Raw genomic sequence first — 22,395 nt, forward strand, 5'->3', positions numbered from 1 at the left:
GTTTCGACAGTTGAAATCCGAGTTGTTAAGCAGAGTTGTTTTTGTTTTAGGTGCCCATGTTCTGAGGTAACAACATCGGTATGCCGAACTGTCGTCAATCAATAGACTAAGTTATTGGGGAAGAAGCTGTCTGACGAGTTCTAACAAGATGGCAAAGTGCCAAGCAATTGATTGGGGAAATAATCGAACGTTAGAAAAGGTCAAAGGGCAAAGGGTGAACAAACAATAATCTGTTTGCTATCGTAGGAAGGGTGAGGAGGGAAGCATTACTGAAAAGGAGGTTCAAACAAGCAAAGTGCTTTTTTATTTTTGTTATTGCACTTGCTTCAGTTTCTGGATGTGGAGGCTGTGCTCAGGCAACAACTTCCTGGATCAGGCAATAACCACGATTGCGCACGGCACGAAACAGCCGTTCACCATTGCTGGCACTTTTGAACTTGTCTTGAAGACGGCTCAGGCACATTTCCAGTCCGCGATATTGTTCCGGTTCCCGGCCGATGCTGAGGATCAGATCGTCGCGACTGACAACGCGTTCTTCGTGGTGCAGCATCTTTCTGACCAGTGCGGTTTCGAGGCCGGTGAGGCTGATCTCGACACCTTCCTTGACGAGTGCACCCTGGTCATTGTCCAGATGCCAGGCCTCTGTGCAGGGAACATTGCCTTCAATGGAGCCGGTGTCTTCTATTGCAGGTGAGTTCTGGAGCGAGTTTACCGATTGTGCCGCCAGCCACTCGGACTCAAGGGTGGCCAATATGCGCTGTGTATCGTGTTCAATACTGCGAGCGACGCTTTTCCTTGTGCCGCGTGGGTAAGTGAACTCCATGAGCGTGGGAGTGGAAGAGGGCGAAGCAACACCTTCAACAAACATTTGTGCCTGGGACGTACCGAACGAATTGAAACGCTCACTGGAGAGAATGCTCTCGAGTTCACGTTGCGACGCGGAGTTATTGGTCACGACAACAAAATATTTTCGTGGGAGGGTTGTACTGGTTTCCATGTCTCTCTCCTGAATAACGCACCAAATTTGGCTAAAAGGTAATCGGCAGACGAGTTATAACGCGCTCGGAAATAATCGACAGGCAGGGTCTGGGCCCGATTTTGGCCCGCGACAAGTTCCACTGGGTCTGCTTTTAGAGTAATGATTTATTGTTATGTTTAAGTGTTGCAGCGCTCATTCAATTGACAGCTTTTTATTAGGCAGGTGTTGCGAGTAAAGCGATGAGACTTTGGATTGTTGTAGCGTTGCATCAGACGTTCCCTCGTATGCTGCAAATGGTGATTTCCCTGACTCAGGCGGTCGAGATCAACCCCCTCATCAGACGGTAGCCATACCCGCGAATGCTCTGTATGGCGTTCGTACCGTACACGTCCTTGATTTTCCCACGCAAGCGGCTGATGGATTTTTCCAGCGCGCGAGGGTCGTAGAAATGCGTGTTGAGCCCCATGATGCCGGCGATTTCGTCATGGCTGAGAATGTGATTGCTGGTTTGCGAAAACGCTTCCAGGATCTTCATCTCGGCAAAGGAAATGTCCAGTTTCTTGCTGGTGTCAGAGAGGCAGATACGGGTCGGGTCCAGTATCAGATCAATGTCACGCAGCCATTCTTCACTGCTGAAGAACTCACTCAGCAACTCGCCGCCCTCATCGGAAAGGGTATTGAGCTTGATACAGAAGTCTGCCCCGGCAAGATGGTATTTGATCTTGTTGTGGGCGCCGCGACCGGTAATCACCGCACAAATGATCGGCTTCAAGTTCTCGGTGCGCAGGTTCTCCACCAGCGCCAGATTGTCTTCCAGTGCTTGCGGAGTATCGATGACGATGAAAATGGCGCGATAGGCGCCGTGATATTCGTTTGGCTGATATGAACTAGTGAAAGAGTCGGCTTCCAGCGCCAGACCGGTCTGCACATGTTTGGCGATTAGCGCTCTGAAGTGTTCGGCCACAGCACGGGTACGCGCCAGGGCAAGAACACCTGGCGCGTCGTTTGTCTGGTGCGAGCTTCTAGTCGCTAAGTTCCCTGTAAGCATCATGCCTTGACTCGAAAAAGTGCGGACATCGGGATGTTAAAGCACCGGTTCTCATCTGTGACTGACAATTGGTAACATTCGCGCGATTTTTAGACGTGGCTCCCGAGTTTTTTAACAATAATTAAGCTTTTCAAGCTTTTAGTTGATTTTCTCGGGGTGCTGAACTAACGAAACGAACGTCGTTAGATGGTGGCGATGTGCAATGGTGCCACTATTTTGTAATTATGGCGACCGGTTTTTATGTCCTATGGCCAGTATGGTTCGTCGCCAGAATCAGGGGAGTGTGAGGTGGGTCACATTTTAGGGGCGCAAGGTTATTTTTGCCACTAAGTGAACAAGTTCACAGACAGACGATTATTAACATGGCTTGAGTGTGTCTTTTGATAAGACATATTCTCCGTCACCAAATCGGGCAATGACTGTAGATCTGCCAATTGTTTAATTGCAGATACTCAATGCCTGAATGCAGTTGACCGGGCGCTCTTGAAGAGCGTTCTGACGGAGGATTAATGGATTTACTGACCTTGTTCAAGGTGTTGGTTTTAGGTGCGGTAGAAGGTCTCACCGAGTTCTTGCCCATCTCCAGTACGGGCCACCAGATTATCGTTGCCGACTTGCTCGACTTCGGTGGCGAACGCGCGATGGCGTTCAACATCATTATTCAACTGGGCGCCATTCTTGCCGTCGTCTGGGAGTTTCGCCCGAAGATCTTCGAGATCGTCAAAGGCCTGCCGACCCAGCGCAATGCACAACGTTTCACCCTTAATCTGTTGATCGCATTTTTCCCGGCAGTGATTCTCGGCGTGTTATTCGCCGACGCCATTCATCATTACCTGTTCAACCCGATCACCGTGGCGGTCGCACTGGTGGTGGGCGGTATCGTGATGTTGTGGGCCGAAAAACGAAATCATGTGGTGAGTGTCGAGCACGTCGACGACATGGCCTGGTCCGACGCGCTGAAGATCGGTTTCGTACAGTGCCTGGCGATGATTCCCGGCACCTCGCGCTCCGGCTCCACCATCATCGGCGGCCTGCTGTTCGGCCTGTCGCGTAAAGCCGCCACGGAGTTCTCGTTCTTCCTGGCAATGCCGACCATGGTCGGCGCGGCGGTGTATTCCGGCTACAAGTACCGCGACCTGTTTCAGGCAGGCGACCTGCCGGTCTTCGCCTTGGGCTTCGTCACCGCATTCGTCTTCGCGATGATCGCCGTACGAGGCTTGCTCAAGTTCATTGCGAACCACAGCTACGCCGCGTTCGCCTGGTACCGGATTGCGTTTGGCTTGTTGATCCTGGCGACGTGGTTGTTTGGCTGGGTGAACTGGACGGAAGCGGCGGCCTGATCACTGACTGCTGATCAGCGCGGCGACGGCGAGGTCGCTCAACGCTGTATCAGGCGATTCCCGACGAAAACGCTGCAAGGCTGACGTGAAATACGCGGCTTGCAGCATGCCGTCGCTGGCGAGGAAATAACGTGCCGCTTCCATTTCCTCTACCGAATACACACGTTTTTTCAGTTCGGAAATGTCCGACATCCCGTCGACTGTGACCATCGTCGTCGTGAAAACCAGAAAACCAGACATCTGGGTAGATTGAAAAGGGCCATCTCCCCCCTCACCGCACCCCTTCAAAAAATCACAGGATGCATAGGCGCTTGCATAGAGAGTCGAGAGTAAAGCGAGGAGGGTGAAACGCTTGAATAAAACACAGCTGAACGCGGGCATAACCAAAAGACATCCTGTCGGTACAACAAAACACCGGGCAACGCTCATTCGTTGCCCGCACGCTCAACGCATCAATCAACGACCCGCCAGCAACTCCGCCGCCTGATCCAGCAACGCCAGCGGATCCTTGGCCTTGTGAATATCCACCGACAACAACTGCCGAAACTTGCGCGCCCCCGGGAAACCGGTGCCCAGGCCCAGCACATGGCGCGTGATGTGATGCATCGCCCCGCCAGTCGCCAGATGCTCGGCAATATAAGGCCGTAGTTGCGCCAACGCCTCGGCCCGGGTAATCACCGGCGCCGAACTGCCGAACAACTGCTGATCCACCTCGGCCAGCAGATACGGATTGTGATAAGCCTCACGGCCCAGCATCACCCCGTCAAAGGTCTGCAAATGCTCATGGCAGGCCTCCATCGTCTTGATCCCGCCGTTCAGAATGATCTCCAGTTCCGGAAAGTCCGCCTTCAACCGCGCCGCCACGTCATAACGCAGCGGTGGAATGTCACGGTTCTCCTTCGGCGACAACCCCTCCAGAATCGCAATCCGCGCATGCACGGTAAAACTGGTACACCCGGCATCCCGCACCGTGCCGACGAAATCGCACAGCTCCTCATAACTGTCCCGCCCGTTGATCCCGATCCGATGCTTCACCGTCACCGGAATCGACACCGCATCACGCATCGCCTTCACACAATCCGCCACCAACTGCGGATGCCCCATCAGGCACGCACCGATCATATTGTTCTGCACCCGATCACTCGGGCAGCCAACGTTCAGATTCACCTCGTCATAACCGTGCTCCTGCGCCATGCGCGCACAGGCGGCCAGGTCCAGCGGGACGCTACCGCCCAACTGCAAGGCCAGCGGGTGCTCGGCTTCGGTGTGACGGAGGAAACGCTCGTGATCGCCGTTGAGCAGCGCGCCGGTGGTGACCATTTCGGTGTAGAGCAGGGCGTTCTTCGACAGCAGGCGTAGGAAGTACCGGCAGTGACGGTCAGTCCAATCCATCATCGGCGCGACGGAGAAACGGCGGGAGAGTGGGGCGGGTGTAGCGGTGATTGGGGGCATTGGGGGTACGGAATCGGTGTGGCTGGGAGGTGGGGGAGTTTATCAGGAATGGCGGGGTGGGGCTTGGGAGGCATCTGAGAGGTTTTCTGACAGGTGCAGCAGCTTGAAAAAGGGGGCTGATAGATGAGTCCCCATTTCTGTTTTATGGAAAAACACCTTCTCTGCTTGCGACAAGCCCAGTGATCGATTCGAATAGCCCGCTCGAAATACTTCCCTGTCAGGACGACCTCAATGCCCGGCAACACGCTTGAAAAGAGGCTCCATAACGAGCTCCGGCTGTTCGTCATACCGCTGTGCGGAGACCTCGTCTATGCCGCCGTGAAAATGATGGTCTACGGCTTCAGCGATGCAGTGCTGTTCTCCGGCTTTCTTTTTGGTTGCATCCTCTCTGCCGTGTTGGGAATTCCCTTTTTGCTCCGACCGCCGTTGCCCAGAGTCTCGGGTGCGGCATGTGCTGAGCGGGTTGATTCAAAGCCTGCTGGTCAGCCTTTCCTACCGGGGACCGCTCTGGCAACTGCTGTTGATATCAGTTGTCGGCGGTGTCGCATTGGGCGGGTTGTATACCCTGGCCCTCGGCACCATAGAAAAAATCCCTGCCTCAAACCAGGACGGTGCAGCACGTGGCTGGGGGGCGATTGTTGCCATCCCGTTGTCGGGAGGGCTGGCATTGAATGGGCAAGGTGGGACAGATTTATTTGTTTTGTTTGGGGTAAATTAATCTGTCAAATTTTCTATAAATAAATCTGTCCCCGAATGGTACTACCAAGGCACTGGTGCACAAGCTGACGCGAGCGAGTTATCACATCCTGAAGGAGAAACAGCCTTTTGATGCCAGACGCTGTTTCGCCTGAGGGGCGAATCAGGTGATGGTTGGCCAACCAAAAAGGGACTGGGCTCGAACCACTAAATCCGAGTGGCGACCGACCATCACCGCCTGAGTGTGTTGTAACCGGGTCGTCTGCCAGGTGAGCCAGCTGGGACTGGACGTGTGTTTTGCACGAGCCACAGTTCTGTGACACGTTTTGGACGCATTGGCGGCACCAACGTTTCTCTGGGGCAGTTAACTGACAGAGCGGTGCTGGTCGTATCGCTACCGCTTGATCCAAATGGGTGTCTGGCACGACTCGTTCGTAGCCAATGAAGAGAAAACGGGATCGACGGGTTCAACCGATCAGGTTGAGTTGAAGAGCAAACCCTACAGTTGAGAACTGCAGGGCGCGGTGGCTTTTAACCTTGACTTGAGACTGGCTAATGGGTACCCCCATTGTTTCTTCTGCATTGTTTCTGCGAGTTGTTTAAATATCTCCAAGGATCAGCCGGGGGAAACTAAAGATGAGCCGTGTTACGTTTCCAGGAAAGTTAAAAAGGGGATAATTAATGTGGAGTGAGACAGGCGTTGCACTTCTACTATGTCAAGGATAATATCCCCGCAGGGGATAGCCCGGTGGAGAATTTTCACAACAAAAGCATAAGATTTCGAAAGCAAAAAATCTCTCTTTGGGGGTAAAGCTAAACTTTGAAAGAATTGAAATGAGGGTGCTTTGGGTATGATAAGTCACTATTGCAGGTTGGAAATGTAATAGGTTCATTCATCTCATGTTTGTCTAGTAATTAAAGTCTATAAGAATAGCCAGTAATCATAAGTTGTGAATTTCATAATAAGGTGCAGCTATCTAAAATCTACTTCCAAGTCCGACTGGTAATTGCTGAAGCAATAAAAAAGCTACTTATAGAGTGTCGACTTATAGAATTCATAAAGGCAGGATGACGTTTTGACAGGTAGGGCTAACATGGATCAAATCGCTCATTTTTTTGGTGATGCATACCGAAACCAAGAAAAACGTACCGCCAGTTACGACTTTATTGAAAATTTCATTGCTGCCGCTCACACCGATTGGTCCAGACCACCTAATACATCGTTAATTTTAAGAGATTTCTTAATTGTAATCTCAGAACTAACTTTGCAAGAGCTGGCTTTTCTTGTTGTTCATTCTGGATATATACCAGAAAGCTATGAGGCCGATTCAAGCGCAGAGACTCTCTACTCAAAGCTGATTGAGGCTGTTGTGATGGAGTGGGCAAAGCGAATAGGATTTTCAAATAGCGTTCTTCCAACGCAAAAATCCAGCATGGAAGATGTGTCAATTCTTGATGATACCAATGTCATTGTCTGTGACGCAAAGTCTTTCCGTTTAGGTCGAAGTCAAGCTGCCCCTAATGTAAAAGATGTACTCAAGCATGCAGATATTGATAAATGGTTGAGTGCTCACACAAACAAAAACAGACTTGGCGGATTAGTTGTACTTCCATCTCAGCATGACTGGAAAAGTGGCAGCGATTTCTATCAATATACTACAGATAAATTATCTCCAACTGCCTGCCTTTACTATGAGCACTTGGCATTTTTTCTTATATCCGGCATGCGGTCTGGAAATTTAATTGACTTATACGAAAGCTACTCGGAAATCTTCCCAAGAAAAATTACAAAAACAGAAAATAATCGTGCTGTCTATTATACATCTGTAGAGGATAAGTTGCTTTCAGGTCAAGCTGATTTGTGGGGGCAGTACTTGCCAACTGCAAAAAAAATAATCGCCGAAAAAGTTTATCATTGCGTACACAGCTTAGAGAGCCATATTGTTTTGATTAGAAAGGATATCGAAGAACGATATTTGAATGAAGTAGATATTGAAGTGCTTAGAAGAAAAGTTATTGAGTCCGAGTTCCAGCAGGCAACTCGAAATTTATCTAAGCAGCACAGTAGAATTAATGGGTTTAGGACGGCGGCTAAGGGTTATCATGAAGAATGATAACCCGGCGCTATCCGCGTGGGTTGGAAAGAGAATAAAACTATTTCGCAGCTCTCGCGGAATTACACAGGAGCAGCTTGCGGAATACTCCGGGCTTCACAGAACATATATAGGAGCATGCGAACGCGGCGAAAAAAACATTACAATTATGAACTTATCGGTCATCTGCAATCACCTTCACATCAGTTTAAAGACTTTTTTTGATGACGAAATTTATTAAATTAGTTGTTGTTGTTTCGGCTGAATAATTCTCTTGCGTGCCACTTCGCAAAGCTCTGGGTTGCTTTCCATCAAAATAAAATTGCGTCCCAGTTTATTTGCAGCAACACCAGTAGTACCACTTCCAGCGAACGGATCAATTACTGTCTGCCCTGGAATTGTAACCAAATCAATAAGCGCTTCCATCAACCTGACTGGCTTTTGAGCTGGGTGAAGGCCACCTTCGCCCGGTGCCATTCCACATTCAAAAACATTATCTTTAGTACCGAAATATTGCTCAAACTTGTCTTGATTGTATGCGCCTAATTGATGCTCCAATACGTTATCAGCAATCGTTATCCGATAAGGTTTGAACGCCCATATAATGGGTTCGAAAGTTGGCTTCAAGTTTCCAACGCGCCAACCCTCCCAAAACTCTGAAGACTCATTATTACTCCTGCGATCAAATACAATGCTAAGACGCTGCGCACGATGAACAGCTTTTGGTCGAGTCCATCCAAGAAGGTCTCTAAAATTGAAACCTGCATCCTCTAAAGCAGAGATAGCTCGATGAGAAAACCTACGACCTGCAAATATCATAACTGAGCCACCGGGCTTCAAGACCCGTAACCATTCAGCAGCCCATGTTGCACACCATTCCTGATACTCATAGGGAATTTTTTTGTCTGCTTCAGACCAACCATTTATAGGTTTACCCCGCTTTTTAAAAACAGCGCCAGCTTTTCCTTGAGCCGGGCTTGCCCCTCCATAAGCACTATTTGAATTAGCATGTAGAACATCCCAGTCATCCAACCCTATTCCGTAAGGAATATCACTTAAAATCAGATGAACTGAATTGGATGGCAGGTTTTTGATTAGCTCAACACTATCACCACACTGAATTGTGTTGTGTGGAATATCTACAAAGCCGTGTGGATCAGTAGCAATGCTCATTAGCGCTCCGCTCTAAATTTGAATGGTTTATTTTATCATTTTTTTTTCAAATATGCCACTTATAACATGCATATAACTTTTAACTTTACCATAAAACCCATGGCAATATTTTCTAAAATAGTAGGCAGGAGAATACTGGTGCGTAAACTCTAAAACTACTCGACTAAATGTCGTAATGAGCTGAAGAACGACGGAGACTGGCCTTCAAGACAAAAGATATCCGTAAACATGGATTAATGGTAAGCCTCGGAAAGGGCTTTTGAAAAAAAGTTAATATGAGCCGTAGAACGCATTGCAGGAAGATAAGCCTATTGCGGTAGGTTGTATTTTCAGCTCATTCATTGCAAAAGCATAAAAACTATAAATCTCTAATGAGATTGGATTATTAGAAAACAAATACTCAGAAAATTTTCTGGTATTTTTCTAAAATACTTTTTGCTTTTTCGTGCTTCTTCCCTTGCGCGGCCGGTTTCTGATTCGGAAATCATCTCTGTAAGAACCACGCTTAAAGAAGCATTAAGACTCTGCCTTTCTTTGAACTATCCACTTAATTTTACCTACCTATAATCCGTCTACGGAATGCGTAAAGAACGGTCACGGGACAGGTCTATGGTTCCTTTTGGTAATCGCGCTAGAGGATTCATCCATGATCAAACCAACCCCAAACCCACCCGAAACCGATCCAGTTTCCCCCTACAAATTCCCCGATTCCCGAACCCTGAACGAAGCCGCCGAACGCGCCCTCGACCATTACCTCACCCCGCAACAACGCATCATGGGCAGTCACACCGTACATGACCCCATGTTCCTGGCCAACCCTGCCTACACCAGCGAATCCCTGTTGGCCAACGCCAGCGAGTCCCTCGATTCCGCCAGTGAAATGCTCAGTAATTTCGCCGCGATCCTGGAACCCGCTCACCGCAAAACGGCGCTGGGTATCGCGCAGGTGGTGATGGTCGCGGGGCTAGCGGTGAATCAGGCGCTGGATCACGTCGAGCCGAAGTCGTAAATGCAAACACCTCCCGTGGCGAATGCCGCCACGGGAGGGCAGTGTTTCTTCAGAATTCTTCAACATGGACGACAACTTACGCATTCCATTCCGCGTTTTGAGTTGTCCATGAAAAAACTAGTTGTCGTGATGTTCGCCGTCCTGTTTCTCGCAGGCTGTGCCAATCAGAAGTTCAAACCCGAATACCGCACCCAGATCCACACGGTGAAAGTCCTTCCGGTGACCTGGAGTTTCAAGGAAATGACCTACATGGGCCGCGAGCAGGCCTGGGGCGCTGCAATCGGGGCCGGTGTCGGCGCGGGTGTCGGGATGGCGTCCCATGCCGGGAAACTGGGCACGGCGGCGCTCAGTGGGGCCGGGTTTGCGGCGGGGTTGAAGGCCGGGGATCTGGCGTCGATGTCCACGGTCGAGGCGATTCAATACAACATGACGAGTGCTGATATCGACCTGGGCAAGTTGGTGAAGAAGGGTTTCGAAGATCAACTGGCGGCGACCGGCCGTTTCAAGGTGGTTGCCGAGAATGAGCCGGCGGATGCGGAGATCAAGTTGACCGTGGTCAATTGGGGTTTTGCGCTGACTCAGGGTTTCAGCAGCGTGGTGTATCCGACGATTGTGGTGAACGGTTCGTTGAAGCGCGGCGAGGAGTTGATCTGGCAGCGCAATGAGCCGATTACCGCGTTCAACGGCGCCAACACCTATGGTTACGAGCCGCTGCGTTATCGCACCGAGCCAGAGCTGGTCCGTGAGGCGTTGACCGGTGTTTCGCAGATTGTTGGCACTTATCTGGTCAAGGATCTGAACGAGTAATCGCCGCTCTGCCTGAACCCGCGCTGTCGATGGCGAAAGTTTCATGTTGTCGGCACGCGGGGGCGCCTAGGATGCAGCGATAAGATCGTTTCATCAAAGGGGAGCCGTGCCATGAGTGCCAATGTCGTCAAAGTGCTGTTGATCGCTGCAGCTGTCTCGGTATTGAGTGCCTGTTCGGGCTCCGGTGGGTTGACCACCACCAGTTGTTTTTCTTCGGATTGCCAGTCGCCGGAAGGGCGCGCCAGCGCCAATACGCTGAAGTTCGGCGGCACCGGTATTGGTGCCAGCCTCAACCAGTACAGCTCCGGCATGTTGCATGACGATTGAATAGAAAAGGGCGCCCATCGCGGGCGACCTTTTTCGTATGGCCTAGATCGCGCCGATGCGCTCGACAACTTTCTGCAATGCCGGTCGCTTGGCCAGCCACTCATCCCTGGTAATCCCCAGCAGCACCACATCAATACGCTCGCCGTCCTTGAGGATGTTCTGCCGTCTGACACCCTCCAGCTCAAATCCGAACTTCTGATGCATTTTCACTACGGCCGGATTGCTCGCCAGCACTTCGCAATTGAGCTTTTCCAGCCCCGCTTCGGCAAACGCGTAATCCAGCATCCAGAACTCGACCACGCTGCCCAGGCCTTTGCCTTGCAGTTGAACGTCGAGGTAAAACGCCCAATCAGCCGTCTTCTGTACGGTGTTGATTGCATTGAGTGAAACAACGCCAACCGCGCGCTCATCCTTGAGCACGACAAACACTTGCTGGCGCGAATTGCCTTTGAGGGACGTCAGCCAGTTTGCATGTTCCTGGTCGCTGATTTCGTGGGAGGTGTACATGTACTTGCGCACGTCTTCCTGGTTTCGAAGGGTGCGGACGTGGGCCTGGATGGCGGGGCTGGCCTCGGTGAGGGGGACAAACTGCATGGTGCTTTCCTTGTCTCGCAGGCGCCTGAACTGAGCCCGCGGGGTCTATCGTTGAGGTTTCAGGTTGTGTTCCCGGGCAGGCGCGCGGGAGAGGGGGGATTTGGGGGTATCGTTTTTTCCAGAGCAATCACGAAATAAACACCAAATGTTTCAAGGGCTTATTGAACTGTGTCAGTGTTTTGCTCATAAAAAAGGGCACCTATGGAGGCGCCCTTGTGTGTTTTACGTGGTTCGTCCTGAAAGACTCACTGCGGCCCTGCCAGCCACTCGCCAATAACCTTCTGATATTTCCCGGTGACCTTGCTCAGGTGCAGCCACTGATCGACATACAGCTTCCAGCTCACGTCATCACGGGGCAGCAGGTAAGCCTTTTCCCCGTACTGCATGAACTGCTCCGGGTTGACCGCGCACAAACCGGGTTTCTGTTTCTGTTGATACCGCGCCTCGGAAGCGTCGGTGATCATCACGTCGGCCTTGTTGTCGAGCAGCTGCTGGAAAATCGTCACGTTGTCGTGCAGGGCCAGTTGCGCCTTGGGCAGGAAGGCGTGGACAAAGGCTTCGTTGGTGCCGCCGGCGGGTTCGACCAGGCGCACGCTCGGCTGGTTGATCTGCTCGATGGTCTGGTACTTGGACTGGTCGGCGCAACGCACCATCGGGATCTTGCCGTCGACGTCGAGGGTGTTGCTGAAGTAGGCCTTTTTCTGTCGCTCCAGCGTCACCGAAATCCCGCCCATGCCGATGTCGCATTTGCCGGCCTGCATGTCGGGCATCAGGGTTTTCCAGGTGGTCTGCACCCACTCGATCTTGACCCCAAGACTGTCGGCCAGCGATTGCGCCATGGCGATGTCGATGCCTTCGAAACTGCCGTCTTCGCGTTTGAAGGTGTAGGGCTTGTAGTCGCCGGTGGTGCAGACACGCAACTGGCCTTGTTGCTGGATGGTGTCCAGATGCGAGACTGGCTCTTGTGCATGGGCGGCGCTCGCCATGGCCAGCAGGCTGCAAAAGATCATCGTGCTTTTTTGAATTGTCATTGTGATCGGGCTTGTGCAGTGGGAGTGCGGGCCAGTGTAGTGAAAGGGTTTGCCGGGTGTCATCTCGCGTCCGGCCCGAGCGTTCCCAGCCACGCCACCAGCGCTACGATCAGCAACGCCATCCCGAGCTCCACGGCAACACTGCGCCGTAGCGCATTGGCTGCCACTTGATGCTGGCCGTCGCGCAACGATTGCTCCAGTAACGGGCCGAGGTGAAAGCGGTTCAACGCCGCTAAAACCAGCATGCCGGCGAACAGCACGACCTTGATCGCCAGCAAAATCCCGTAGGTGCCGAACAGGACTTCGCCCAACGTCGGGCCAACGATAAACAGGTAGTTCACCACGCCGGTCACCGACAGGATGATTACAATCGCCGCACCCACGCCTTCGAAACGTTTGACGGCATCGGCCAGCGAACGAACCCGCGCTTCGCTGCACAGAGCGTCGAGCCGCGACATCAAGATCAGCGCCAACATGGCGCCCAGCCACGCACCCGCCGCGAGCAGGTGCAGGATGTCGCTGAGCAGATGCCAGGCGCCATCCATCGCGCCGTGCCCGCTCCGGGCCAGAGAGGCGAGGGCGAGTGCGCCGGCCATCGACGCCAGCCACAATCCCGGCCAGATCATCACGACGACCAGCGCAACCATCCGCACCGCCCACGCCAGCCCGACATCGGTTTCGAACAGCATCATTTGCAGATGTGGCCACAGCGCCGCGAATTCCGTTTCGCCACTCATGGCGCGAGTCATCAGCACCAGTCCGGCCACTGACAGCAATGCCCCGATCAACGCCATCCCGCGCAGCATCGGCCGAAACCGCAGCGTCGTGCCAACGTTGTACAACCCGAACAACGCCACCCCGAACAACAACAGCAAATCCACGTACAACGCCATCCGCAGGAGGATGTTGATCAGGTCGGCCATCGGTCACTTCACTTTGAACGTGACGTTGCCGGTGATCGGGTGCGTGTCCGACGACACCGCGCGCCATTCGACCTTGTAGGTGCCGGCGGGCAAGGGCGCGGGCGGGGTGATGAACATGGTTTTCGGGTCGCTGCCGGCGCTGACCTTGGCCTTCATTGGCATTGGCGAGTGGGCCATGCCGGGCATTTCGGTCATCACCAGTTTGGCGCCGGAGAACTGGGTCATCAGGTTCTCGGAAAAGTGCAGTTCGATCTTCTCCGGTGGTGCGCCGTCCGCACCTTCGGCCGGGGTCGACGACAGCAGTTTCGGGTGGGCCTGGGCCAGTGAACTCAGGAGCAGGCCAGTGGCGAGGACGAGGGAGATTTTCAGTGTGCGCATGCAAGACCTCTGTGTTGTTTTTTGAAGGGATTCAGAACCACAGCCGCACGCCAAGGACGAGTCGCGCTTCGCTGCGATCCTCGCCTTCTTCCCGTGCGTAATCGGCGGTGTTTCCGTAGGTGCGATTCCAGGTCACGCCGATGTACGGCGCGAATTCGCGGCGGATTTCATAGCGCAGGCGCAAGCCGGCTTCGGTGTTCGAAAGGCCTGTGCCGATCCCGCGTTGCGGATCGTTTTTGCCGTAGACGTTGAGTTCGGCGGTCGGCTGCAAGATCAGCCGGTTGGTCAGCAGGATGTCGTAGTCACCCTCCAGCCGTACCGCGCTCTGGCCGTTTTCGCCGAGGAACGCCGTGGCTTCGGCTTCGAAGTTGTATAGCGCCATGCCTTGCAGGCCAAACGCCGCCCAGGTTTGCGGGGCGCCGGGTTTGAAGTCCTGGCGCACGCCGCTGACCACGTCCCACCACGGCGAAATCGCGTGGCCCCAGAGCGCCTGGATTTCCGCATCTTCAGTCTTGCCGTTGCTGCGTTCGCCTTCCGAGCGCAGCCACAGGCGATCGATATCGCCGCCGATCCAGCCGGACAAATCCCAGGCCAGGGTGTTGGCGTCGTCGCCGTTCTGCCATTCGAGTTTGTCGGCGAGGAAGTAAGTGTTGATGACGCTGTCGTGCACCTGGTGGCCGGCGTGGCTGGTGAACACGGCGGCGCGGTCGGCGTCGGTCAACTTCGAGATCGGCGTGCGGCTTTCGGTCGGCGCGGCGGGCTGCATCATGCCGTCGTCCATGCTTTGCAGATCGCCCATCTGGCTGTGATCCATGCCTTGCATGTCGCTGGCGGCGAACGCCGAAGACAACGACAGAAGTGACAACGAAAACACGGTAAATCGAGTCATGGTCGGTGTTCTCATTCTTCCACCCGCACTTCACGGAACATGCCCATTTCCATGTGATAAAGCAGGTGACAGTGAAAGGCCCAACGCCCCAGCGCATCGGCAGTCACGCGATAGCTGCGGCGCGTGCCGGGGGGCATGTCGATGGTGTGTTTGCGCACCTGGAAGTCGCCGTTTTCGTCTTCCAGATCGCTCCACATGCCGTGCAGGTGAATGGGGTGGGTCATCATCGTGTCGTTGACCAGCACCAGGCGAATACGCTCGCCGTATTTCAGGCGCAGTGGCTCGGCGTCGGAGAACTTGATGCCGTTGAACGACCAGGCGAATTTTTCCATGTGGCCGGTGAGGTGCAGTTCGATCGTGCGGCCCGGATCGCGGCCGTCGGGGTCTTCGAAGGTGCTGCGCAGGTCGGCGTAGGTCAGCACGCGGCGCCCGTTGTTGCGCAGGCCGAGGCCGGGGTCGTCGAGTTTCGGCGCGGTGGTCATGGCTTGCATGTCCACCAATGGATTGTCCTTTTCGCTGTCGGGGTGCGACTGCATCGGGCCCATGTTCATGCTGGCGTGGTCCATGGCGCTCATGTCCATAGAGCCATGATCCATGCCGCCCATGCCCATGTCGTCCATGGTCACCAGCGGTCGCGGGTCCAGCGCCGGCACCGGGGCCGACAACCCGGCGCGGGCGGCGAGGGTGCCACGGGCGTAGCCGGTGCGGTCCATGGCCTGGGCGAACAGGGTGTAGGCGTCGGCGGCAGGCTCGACGATTACGTCATAGGTTTCCGCCACGGCGATGCGCAGTTCATCGACGGTCACCGGTTTGACATGCAGGCCGTCGGCGGCGACCACGGTCATTTTCAAGCCGGGAATGCGCACGTCGAAGTAAGTCATGGCCGAGCCGTTGATCAGCCGCAGACGCAGCTTTTCACCGGGCAGGAACAGCCCCGTCCAGTTGGAATCGGGGGCGTGGCCATTCATCAGGAAGGTATACGTGGCACCGCTGACATCGGCGATGTCGGTGGGATTCATCTTCATCTGCGCCCACATCGTGCGATCGGCAACGGTGGCGCCCCAGCCTTTTTCGCCGACGTCCTGGATGAAATCGCCGACGGTGCGCTTGTGGTAGTTGTAGTAGTCGGACTGCTTTTTCAGGGTTTTCATCAGGCTGGCCGGGTCTTCGTCGGTCCAGTCGCTGAGCATCACCACATGCTCGCGGTCGTACTGGAACGGCTCCGGGTCCCGGGCGTCGATCACCAGCGGCCCGTAGACGCCGGCCTGCTCCTGCAACCCGGAATGGCTGTGATACCAGTAGGTGCCGTGCTGGCGGACCTTGAATTGATAGACGTACACGCCACCCGGTTCGATGCCCTTGAAGCTCAGGCCCGGCACGCCGTCCATGTTGGCCGGCAGCAGAATGCCGTGCCAGTGGATCGAGGTGTCGGCCTTGAGCCGGTTGCGCACCCGCAGCGTCACGGTGTCGCCCTCGCGCCAGCGCAGCAGGGGACCGGGGACGCCGCCGTTGATGGTCATCGCGGTACGCGACTGGCCGGTGAAGTTGACCGGGGTTTCGCCGATGAACAGCTCGAAATCGGTGCCGGTCAGTTCGTTGAGTTGGCCGGGACTGTTGAGTGCCCACGCTGGTGTGCGCCACAGACCGAGGCCGCCGAGCAGACCGCCGGCGGCCAGGCCTTTGACGAAGGTGCGTCTTGAGGTGTTGGAAAACATGCGCTGGAAGTCCCCGTTTGACCAATGACGGGGGAGGCTAACCAGCGGCAGCTTTCAGTTGGCTGAGGCGCGGATTACAGTTGCGTCAGGTTCAACCTACAACCCGAGTCCTTCCTGGACTACCAGCAGCAGGTTGTTTTCCGTCAGCGCAATCGCGTCCAGTTGTTGGCCGGTCTCGATGGTCTGCAACCACCAGTGACTCTCGCCGTGTTCGTCGACGGTGCGCAGCAGCGATGTTTCCTTTCCCGGCAGATTGATCTGCACGCGCCCGGCGCCATCTTCGGTGAATCGCGCAATGGGATCGAACGTCAGGCTGTGATGGTTGGCTTCGATGATCAACTGGTCGATGGCGTAGTCGTGGGGCTCGCCGTCCGGTGAGCTTTCGCAAACATGGGTAGGATTTCGCCGAATCTTCAGCCCCACCTCGGTGACCGGTTGCAACCAGCTCTCGATGCGGTGATACAGGTCGTACACCACCGCCGGCCAGCAATCGATTTCCAGTTCGGCGCAGGTGATGTCGTCCGCGTGAGTGTGCCGGGTTTGCTTGAGCTTCGCGGCGAGTTCGTCTGCTTTACTCATTTCGGGATCCCTGTTTGTGGTGTCTGCTTATTAATCGTAGACCTTTCAACGTAGTACAGCTTTGCCTTGCGTCATGCGCCTGCAACACTGGCATGACTCAATCAGCCCCTGACCATTTGACGGTCAGACCACAAAAACCACGGACGCACGCGTCCCAAGGAACGGGAATATGAAAAAGCTTTTTACAATTATGGCGCTGATTGCGCTGACGGTCGGTAGCATCGGCCTGAGTTCGGCGCGCCAGTCACACGCCAACAAGGCGCCGACGGAGTCGGTGGCGGGGGTGTTCGATTACTACCTGCTGACGCTGTCCTGGTCGCCGACGTTCTGCCTCACCCACAAGGACGACCCGCAATGCACCGGCAAGGGCTACGGTTTTGTCCTGCACGGTCTGTGGCCGCAATACGCCAAGGGCGGCTGGCCGGAGTCTTGCCCGCCAGTGACTACGCTCTCGGCCGCTGAAACAGCCAAGGGCATGACATTGTTCCCGACGAAAAAACTCCTCGACCACGAATGGAGCAAGCACGGCACCTGCAGCGGCCTCGGTGCGATGGGCTACTTCGACGAAGCGGACAAAGCCGTTGCGGCGGTGACAATCCCGCAAGAGCTGCAACCGTTCAGCAACTCTTATTACTTCGAAGCACAGGAAATCGCCGACCTGTTCCGCAAGAGCAATCCGGGCATTCCGGCCGACGGTATCGCCGTCATCTGCAGCGGCCCGGAACTCTCGGAAGTACGGGTGTGCATGGGCAAGGACCTGCAATTCGGTGCGTGCGGCAAGGGCGTGAAAACCCAGTGCCGGGCGGGGGATATTCGGGTTCCACCGTCGCGGTAACGCAATCGGTCACCGGCCATAAAAAACAGGCGCCTTTTCAGGCGCCTGTTTTTTTGCGTGCAGATTTGATCAGCGCCACGACTTTGTTCATGCTGCGCGCCCCACGGATGATGACGCGATACTGCAAGGAGTTTTTTCATGAGCGGAAAACCCGCTGCTCGAGTGACCGACCCGACAGCCTGCCCATTACCGGGACATGGCACCAACCCGATTGTCAGTGGTTCGCCGAACGTGAATTTCGACGGGCTGCCCGCTGCGCGTATGACGGACAAGTCGGCGTGCGGCAGCCCGATTACCGGTGGCGTTTCCTCCACGGTTTTCATCAATGGTCTGAACGCCGCCACCCTGGACAGCACCGGTGGTCACGGGAATGTGGTCATTGGTGGATCCGGCACGGTCATCATTGGCGATACCGTGACGAACGCACCGTTCAGCGGCCTGTTGCCAATGCCGGTGCACTTCACAGACAAGTTGCAGTTGGTGAATGACACGACCGGCGAACCAATGCCGAATCATCCGTACATGATCCAGCGTGCGGACGGTCGGATGGAGCACGGCGTGTCCGATGCTGGCGGTTTCACCCACACCATCAGTTCGCATCTTCCTGAATCCATCAAACTGTTTCTGGAGGAATGAGGCATGTGTGCGGAAACGGTTACGTGCGAGAAAGGCAACAATTACAAGCTGCACAAGGAACATACACTGACGGACAAGAAGGATGTCAGTGTGAAGGCTGTTCCGGTGGAGAGTACCAAGGCGGTTGTTGTGTTTGTGGGAGGCGCTGGGGATAAGGAAAGTTACTATTTTTCTGGGCCATATGGAAACATTCAAGAAGCACGTAAGTACTTCGATGAGCGCGTTCAGGATTTGGCAACCGAGGGGAAATATAAATCGGATTGGTTGGGGTACAACCAAGTCAAAGGAAAGAAAGATATTCAGCGGTATGTTCTGGGCCTGATCCCTTACAAGAGCTGCCCCGTATATATCGTTGGTCACAGCCTCGGTGGCTGGAATGGCGCGCACCTGACAAAGATCATGTCTGAATGGGGATACCGGGTTCAGATGCTGGTTACCCTTGATCCTGTGGGAGAGGGCGCTTTGGTCTGGTTGGGCTCAGATATTTATTTTGATCGTCCTGACCCGGTTGCGGCCAATTGGGTGAACATCAAGGCTACGCCCAGCAAAAGAGACTCTTCAGATGGTGTCGCCGACTTTGGCGAGAAATGGCTTATCACTTGTGGCCCGTCACTGAACGTGAATGTGGATACCAATCATGCAAACGCTTTGGGTCTGTTTACCGCACGTATTGCGGGAAACAAGTCTGCTGGTGATCTGCTGTTTGACTCGATCATGGAGGAATTTTCCTGATGTTTAGATTGTTCGTTTGCCTGCTTATCGTGATCTGTTCGGGTTGTGCAAAAGACCATGCATGGCCTCCAGCGAACTTGAGCTATGTCTCAGTTGAGAGAGACAGGTCTTTATATGTAATCAGATATCAGTCGAATGTTGATGTCTTGGATCTTTTTGGCCGGGGAGAGAGGGTCGGAATGGCTTCAGGCATGCTTCATTGTGCCTTGGCTGAAGATCAGGATTTCTCGGTTGGTAAAGCGATTCGGTTTTCAGCGTTTGGCCTGATATCGCCCGATAAAAGAGACGGAGCCCCAGCGGGATACTCTTATCTGACCCATGCTTTCATTTCCGAGACCTCTAGCGACCGAAGCTCGGAAAGATACTTGTCAGTGGCAGAAATCAACCAACTCCTCTCAGGCAAACAACAAATCCCCTGCAAAGTCGTCGTCACCGCCTACGGCTACAAACCCTACTACTCGAACACCATGAACCTCCCGGTCGCAGACCTGCTGCGCGAAGTCAACAAGCCCTGAGTTCAGCGCCAATCGGGGGGATCAAGCCAGTCCCCCCGCATCCACCCCCAGTTCCCCCCGCAGAAACTCCACCAACCCTCGCTGCAACCCGCTCAACACCCCCTCGCGGCTGACCAGCGCCAGCTCCGTCGGTGGAAGCAGCGGCAAGTCTGTGCACACCCGATGCTCCGGCAACACTGCTGATGCCGGCAATACTGAAACGCCGAGCCCGGAAGCCACTGCCGCTTGAATGCCGGTCAGGCTGTGGCTGCCGAAGGCCACGCGCCAGGGGCGTTGCGCCACGTCGAGCAGGCGGATTGCCCGTTGCCGGTACAGGCAGCCTTGTGGAAACAGCGCCAGCGGCAGCACGCCACTGGATGAGTCGAACTCCGTGCCCTTGACCCAAACCAGTCGTTCCGGCCACGTCGCCCAAGCGGGGCCGCTGTCGGGTTCGCGTTTGATCAGGGCAATGTCGATTTCGCCGCTGTCGAGGCGTTGTCGCAGATCGAGGCTCATGCCGCTGATGGTTTCCAGCCGCGCTTGTGGGTGGCTGCGGGTGAAGCCGGCGAGGATCAGCGCCATGCGCCGGGCGTCGAAGTCTTCCGGCATGCCGATGCGCAGGATTTCCAGATCCAGATCGCTGGCCAGGGCTTCGCTGGCCTCGGCCGACAAGGCCAGCAAACGGCGCGCGTAATGAATCAGCAGTTCGCCGTGTTCGGTGACGCTGACGTTCAGGCCGGTGCGGTCGCGCAACAATAGGGCGTGGCCGACCAGATCTTCGAGTTTTCGTACCTGTTGGCTGACCGTGGATTGGGTGCGATGGACGCGTTCGGCGGCGCGGGTGAAGCTGCCTTCATCGACCACACAGACGAAGGTTTTCAACAGTTCCAGATCCAGCATGGCGGCGGTCTCGATATTTGTTTGGCAACTGACGGTTGGCTATTTATTTAATTTCACACTATCACCCCGAATTCATAAGCTGAAGCCCTCACTTGCAGAGGAATGCCCCCATGACGTTGATCAACACACCGCGCCCGCAATGGCTGACCTTCGATTGCTACGGCACCTTGATTCAATGGGACGAAGGCCTGCGCGCCGTGGCCGGGCGGATCCTGAGCGAGAAGGGCGAACACCGGGTCGATGCCGGGCGCCTGATCGAGGTCTACGACCGCCACGAACATCGTCTGGAGCAGACGCCGCCACACCGCTCGTTCCGCGAGTTGAGTACCCTCGGCCTGCAACTGGCCCTGCAGGAACTGGGGCTGGCGAGTGCCAGCGAAGACAGCCAGCGCCTGGCCGCCGCGATTCCGCAGATGCCGCCGTTTCCCGAAGTCGTCGAAACCCTCGCTCAGCTCAAGGCCAAGGGTTTCAAACTGTGTATCGTCTCAAACACCGATGACGACATCATCGCCGGCAATGTCGCTCAACTGGGCGGCCATATTGACCGTGTGATCACCGCGCAACAGGCCGGCGCCTATAAGCCGGCGCCCCGGCTGTTCGACTACGCTCATGAGCAATTGGGCGTCAGTCGCGATCAGGTGGTGCATATCTGCGCCAGCCCTATGCTCGATCACACGGCGGCCCGCGACATGCATTTTCGCTGCGTATGGATCGACCGCGGGACCGGTCGTCAGTTGCTGCCGGACTACCGGCCCGACGCGATCCTCAGCACGCTGGACGAAGTGCTGCCGCTGTTCTCGTCCCTTGGCTGGTAATGAACCTCGCCCGTCATCAAGGAGCTTCGCCATGGCCCATACCCTGACCGGCAGCGTCCGAGCTGCACGTTTCACCTCGTTGAACCTCGACCGCGAAGCCGTCATCACCGCCCGCCAGGAGCTGGCGGCGTGCTTTCAACTGGCGGCGCTGCACGGGCTGGAGGAGGGGATTTGCAATCATTTTTCGGCGATGTTGCCGGGGCACGATGACCTGTTTCTGGTCAATCCCTATGGCTATGCGTTTTCCGAAGTCACGGCGCATAACCTGCTGGTCTGCGATTTCGAAGGGAATGTGGTGGACGGCGAGGGCCAGCCAGAGGCTACGGCGTTTTACATTCATGCACGCCTGCACCAGCGACTGCCTCGGGTGAAGGTCGCGTTCCACACGCACATGCCGAATGCGACGGCGTTGTGCCTGCTGGAGGGGCCGCCACTGTTGTGGCTGAGCCAGACCGCGCTGAAGTTCTATGGGCGCACGGCGGTGGACGAGCACTACAACGGGCTGGCGCTGGACGAACGTGAAGGTGACCGCATCGCCGGGGTGATGGGTGATGCCGACATTCTGTTCCTGAAGAATCACGGCGTGATCGTCGCCGCGCCGACCATCGCCGAGGCCTGGGATGATCTGTATTACATGGAGCGTGCCGCCCAGGTGCAGCTCTTGGCGATGGCCACGCAACGGGTACTGAAACCGGTGCCGCATGCGGTTGCGCAACGGGCGTACGAGCAGATGCGCGAAGGCGATCCCGAAAGCGCGCGGGCGCATTTGCGCAGTGCGATGCGACGGTTGGCGAGTCAGGGCTGATGCAGGCAAAACCGTGCGGGCAAAAATAATTCGCATCGCAGGTCATCCAATTGACCTGCGCGCCGATATCAACGGGGTCGGGATTGTCTCGGTGGCACTTGGTTGCCCCGCACTATCCGGTGGGCTACGCTCACAAAAAAACAAG

26 protein-coding genes are annotated in these 22,395 nt (G+C 55.2%); 13 read left to right on the forward strand and 13 right to left on the reverse strand.

Translation table 11 applies throughout. From position 1 onward, the window contains the following. Positions 1-352 precede the first annotated feature (352 nt). Both CAG02_RS22005 and CAG02_RS22010 read right to left on the reverse strand, forming a co-directional pair. Positions 353-997, reverse strand: coding sequence for a helix-turn-helix domain-containing protein (locus CAG02_RS22005; protein ID WP_085713181.1), 645 nt, complete (start codon positions 995-997; stop codon positions 353-355). Positions 998-1,289: 292 nt separating this feature from the next. Next, on the reverse strand, positions 1,290-2,030 hold the full coding sequence (locus CAG02_RS22010; RefSeq protein WP_085713182.1) for a winged helix-turn-helix domain-containing protein: 741 nt from the start codon (positions 2,028-2,030) through the stop codon (positions 1,290-1,292). 506 nt (positions 2,031-2,536) lie between these two features. On the opposite strand from CAG02_RS22010, the gene CAG02_RS22015 reads away from it, so the two are divergent. Then, the gene (locus tag CAG02_RS22015) at positions 2,537-3,367 is read left to right on the forward strand and encodes an undecaprenyl-diphosphate phosphatase (RefSeq protein WP_085713183.1); all 831 of its coding nucleotides are present in this window, start codon (positions 2,537-2,539) and stop codon (positions 3,365-3,367) included. Here CAG02_RS22015 and CAG02_RS22020 read toward each other — a convergent pair whose 3' ends face one another. After that, positions 3,368-3,748: a DUF2388 domain-containing protein gene (locus CAG02_RS22020; protein ID WP_256576966.1), complete on the reverse strand. Its 381-nt coding sequence runs from the start codon at positions 3,746-3,748 to the stop codon at positions 3,368-3,370. A gap of 75 nt (positions 3,749-3,823) precedes the next feature. Continuing rightward, positions 3,824-4,819, reverse strand: coding sequence for a tRNA dihydrouridine(20/20a) synthase DusA (gene dusA / locus CAG02_RS22025; protein WP_085713185.1), 996 nt, complete (start codon positions 4,817-4,819; stop codon positions 3,824-3,826). 451 nt (positions 4,820-5,270) lie between these two features. On the opposite strand from dusA, the gene CAG02_RS22030 reads away from it, so the two are divergent. The 3 genes from CAG02_RS22030 (at position 5,271) to CAG02_RS22035 (ending at position 7,849) form a co-directional block, all read left to right on the forward strand. Continuing rightward, entirely contained in the window at positions 5,271-5,537 is a 267-nt protein-coding gene (locus CAG02_RS22030; RefSeq protein WP_139831935.1) for a hypothetical protein, read from the forward strand. 1,072 nt (positions 5,538-6,609) lie between these two features. Beyond that, positions 6,610-7,629 (forward strand): HindIII family type II restriction endonuclease, encoded by a 1,020-nt coding sequence (locus tag CAG02_RS29655; protein WP_139831907.1) that lies wholly within the window; start codon positions 6,610-6,612, stop codon positions 7,627-7,629. Beyond that, positions 7,619-7,849 carry a helix-turn-helix domain-containing protein gene (locus tag CAG02_RS22035; protein WP_085712590.1) on the forward strand — a complete coding sequence of 77 codons (231 nt, stop codon included), beginning with the start codon at positions 7,619-7,621 and terminating at the stop codon, positions 7,847-7,849. Before CAG02_RS29655 ends, CAG02_RS22035 begins: the two co-directional genes overlap by 11 nt. Here the strand turns inward: CAG02_RS22035 and CAG02_RS22040 are convergent. After that, positions 7,846-8,781 carry a site-specific DNA-methyltransferase gene (locus CAG02_RS22040; protein ID WP_085712581.1) on the reverse strand — a complete coding sequence of 312 codons (936 nt, stop codon included), beginning with the start codon at positions 8,779-8,781 and terminating at the stop codon, positions 7,846-7,848. The two genes, CAG02_RS22035 and CAG02_RS22040, sit on opposite strands and share 4 nt — an antisense overlap. Before the next feature lie 646 nt (positions 8,782-9,427). On the opposite strand from CAG02_RS22040, the gene CAG02_RS22045 reads away from it, so the two are divergent. From CAG02_RS22045 to CAG02_RS22055, 3 genes are all read left to right on the forward strand, one after another. After that, complete coding sequence (locus CAG02_RS22045; protein WP_085712580.1) at positions 9,428-9,790, forward strand: DUF6124 family protein; 363 nt, start codon at positions 9,428-9,430, stop codon at positions 9,788-9,790. 108 nt (positions 9,791-9,898) lie between these two features. After that, positions 9,899-10,597, forward strand: coding sequence for a hypothetical protein (locus tag CAG02_RS22050; protein ID WP_085712579.1), 699 nt, complete (start codon positions 9,899-9,901; stop codon positions 10,595-10,597). Between the two features lie 111 nt (positions 10,598-10,708). Beyond that, positions 10,709-10,924, forward strand: a complete 216-nt coding sequence (locus tag CAG02_RS22055; protein WP_085712578.1) for a hypothetical protein — start codon at positions 10,709-10,711, stop codon at positions 10,922-10,924. 42 nt (positions 10,925-10,966) lie between these two features. On the opposite strand, the gene pseH is transcribed toward CAG02_RS22055, so the two are convergent. The 7 genes from pseH to CAG02_RS22090 form a co-directional block, all read right to left on the reverse strand. Then, the gene (gene pseH / locus CAG02_RS22060) at positions 10,967-11,518 is read right to left on the reverse strand and encodes a UDP-4-amino-4,6-dideoxy-N-acetyl-beta-L-altrosamine N-acetyltransferase (protein WP_085712577.1); all 552 of its coding nucleotides are present in this window, start codon (positions 11,516-11,518) and stop codon (positions 10,967-10,969) included. A 245-nt stretch (positions 11,519-11,763) separates the two neighbouring features. Beyond that, positions 11,764-12,549 carry a transporter substrate-binding domain-containing protein gene (locus tag CAG02_RS22065; protein ID WP_170931631.1) on the reverse strand — a complete coding sequence of 262 codons (786 nt, stop codon included), beginning with the start codon at positions 12,547-12,549 and terminating at the stop codon, positions 11,764-11,766. 59 nt (positions 12,550-12,608) lie between these two features. After that, on the reverse strand, positions 12,609-13,472 hold the full coding sequence (gene copD / locus CAG02_RS22070; RefSeq protein WP_085712575.1) for a copper homeostasis membrane protein CopD: 864 nt from the start codon (positions 13,470-13,472) through the stop codon (positions 12,609-12,611). A gap of 3 nt (positions 13,473-13,475) precedes the next feature. Further along, entirely contained in the window at positions 13,476-13,850 is a 375-nt protein-coding gene (copC, locus tag CAG02_RS22075) for a copper homeostasis periplasmic binding protein CopC (protein ID WP_085712574.1), read from the reverse strand. Between the two features lie 31 nt (positions 13,851-13,881). Next, the gene (locus CAG02_RS22080) at positions 13,882-14,739 is read right to left on the reverse strand and encodes a copper resistance protein B (RefSeq protein WP_085712573.1); all 858 of its coding nucleotides are present in this window, start codon (positions 14,737-14,739) and stop codon (positions 13,882-13,884) included. 11 nt (positions 14,740-14,750) lie between these two features. Continuing rightward, positions 14,751-16,454 (reverse strand): copper resistance system multicopper oxidase, encoded by a 1,704-nt coding sequence (locus tag CAG02_RS22085; RefSeq protein WP_085712572.1) that lies wholly within the window; start codon positions 16,452-16,454, stop codon positions 14,751-14,753. Positions 16,455-16,550: 96 nt separating this feature from the next. Beyond that, positions 16,551-17,033 carry a hypothetical protein gene (locus CAG02_RS22090; RefSeq protein WP_085712571.1) on the reverse strand — a complete coding sequence of 161 codons (483 nt, stop codon included), beginning with the start codon at positions 17,031-17,033 and terminating at the stop codon, positions 16,551-16,553. Positions 17,034-17,202: 169 nt separating this feature from the next. On the opposite strand from CAG02_RS22090, the gene CAG02_RS22095 reads away from it, so the two are divergent. The 4 genes from CAG02_RS22095 (at position 17,203) to CAG02_RS22110 (ending at position 19,751) form a co-directional block, all read left to right on the forward strand. Next, a complete protein-coding gene (locus tag CAG02_RS22095) occupies positions 17,203-17,868 on the forward strand; it encodes a ribonuclease T2 (RefSeq protein WP_085712570.1) in 666 nt (221 codons plus the stop codon). Positions 17,869-18,006: 138 nt separating this feature from the next. Beyond that, positions 18,007-18,504, forward strand: a complete 498-nt coding sequence (locus CAG02_RS22100; RefSeq protein WP_085712569.1) for a PAAR domain-containing protein — start codon at positions 18,007-18,009, stop codon at positions 18,502-18,504. Between the two features lie 3 nt (positions 18,505-18,507). Beyond that, complete coding sequence (locus CAG02_RS22105; RefSeq protein WP_085712568.1) at positions 18,508-19,236, forward strand: alpha/beta hydrolase; 729 nt, start codon at positions 18,508-18,510, stop codon at positions 19,234-19,236. Then, positions 19,236-19,751, forward strand: coding sequence for a hypothetical protein (locus CAG02_RS22110; RefSeq protein WP_170931632.1), 516 nt, complete (start codon positions 19,236-19,238; stop codon positions 19,749-19,751). The genes CAG02_RS22105 and CAG02_RS22110 overlap by 1 nt, the downstream gene beginning before the upstream one ends. 21 nt (positions 19,752-19,772) lie before the next feature. Here the strand turns inward: CAG02_RS22110 and CAG02_RS22115 are convergent, their stop codons facing one another. Next, positions 19,773-20,630 (reverse strand): LysR substrate-binding domain-containing protein, encoded by an 858-nt coding sequence (locus CAG02_RS22115; RefSeq protein ID WP_085712566.1) that lies wholly within the window; start codon positions 20,628-20,630, stop codon positions 19,773-19,775. Between the two features lie 110 nt (positions 20,631-20,740). On the opposite strand from CAG02_RS22115, the gene CAG02_RS22120 reads away from it, so the two are divergent. Both CAG02_RS22120 and CAG02_RS22125 read left to right on the forward strand, forming a co-directional pair. Further along, positions 20,741-21,445 (forward strand): haloacid dehalogenase type II, encoded by a 705-nt coding sequence (locus tag CAG02_RS22120; protein WP_085712565.1) that lies wholly within the window; start codon positions 20,741-20,743, stop codon positions 21,443-21,445. A 31-nt stretch (positions 21,446-21,476) separates the two neighbouring features. Then, positions 21,477-22,250 carry an aldolase gene (locus CAG02_RS22125; protein ID WP_085712564.1) on the forward strand — a complete coding sequence of 258 codons (774 nt, stop codon included), beginning with the start codon at positions 21,477-21,479 and terminating at the stop codon, positions 22,248-22,250. The last annotated feature ends 145 nt before the right edge of the window (positions 22,251-22,395 follow it).

Origin of the sequence: Pseudomonas sp. R43(2017) (assembly GCF_002112345.1) — a bacterium.
Classification (GTDB): domain Bacteria; phylum Pseudomonadota; class Gammaproteobacteria; order Pseudomonadales; family Pseudomonadaceae; genus Aquipseudomonas; species Aquipseudomonas kribbensis.